Genomic DNA, 533 nt, shown 5'->3' on the forward strand with positions numbered 1-533 from the left:
CCATCGCCTTTTTGCGATGCATCAATCAAGCCAGCAATCACCGCAACGCCATTTTCATCTTTAAGGTCATACAGATTTTTACCTTCCAGCGACGGTTTGATGGCATGTAAGGTATTGATACCTTGAGAATCATACGCGAAAAAGTACCCATCACTTTCAAAGCGCATCGCTCTTAAGATTTCTTTCGCCGCTTGTTTATTACTGCCATTAACGTCAGAGTCATACAGCGGCTTAATCGCCGTTACACCCATCATCATGTAGGCTTTTAGCTCTTTCTTACGCGCATCAATCAGCTCCTGTCTGTCTCGAACGAGCTCCGCCTCCAAACTCTTACTGCTGTTGATGTAATACACCACAGAGATCAATGTCGTGATCAACAACAGAGGAATTAAGGTTATCAGCAGCAATTTGTTTCGACTTTTCAACACCATGTTTGTACCACCTCTTTTTTCTTTTCAATCTTGCAAAATCAGCTCAAATTGTCTGTGAGATAGGCGGGAGTTTTTTCTCCACTTGCGCAACTAATGCCGCGG

At 43.5% G+C, this 533-nt stretch carries 1 protein-coding gene; it reads right to left on the minus strand.

Annotation, left to right across the window (positions count from 1 at the left end):
• Positions 1 to 431: cache domain-containing protein (locus tag R7O13_RS30480; protein WP_318305673.1), on the minus strand; the 431-nt coding region annotated here is incomplete at its 3' end.
• Positions 432 to 533 lie beyond the last annotated feature (102 nt).

The sequence above is a fragment of the Vibrio sp. Y176 genome, from assembly GCF_033438945.1.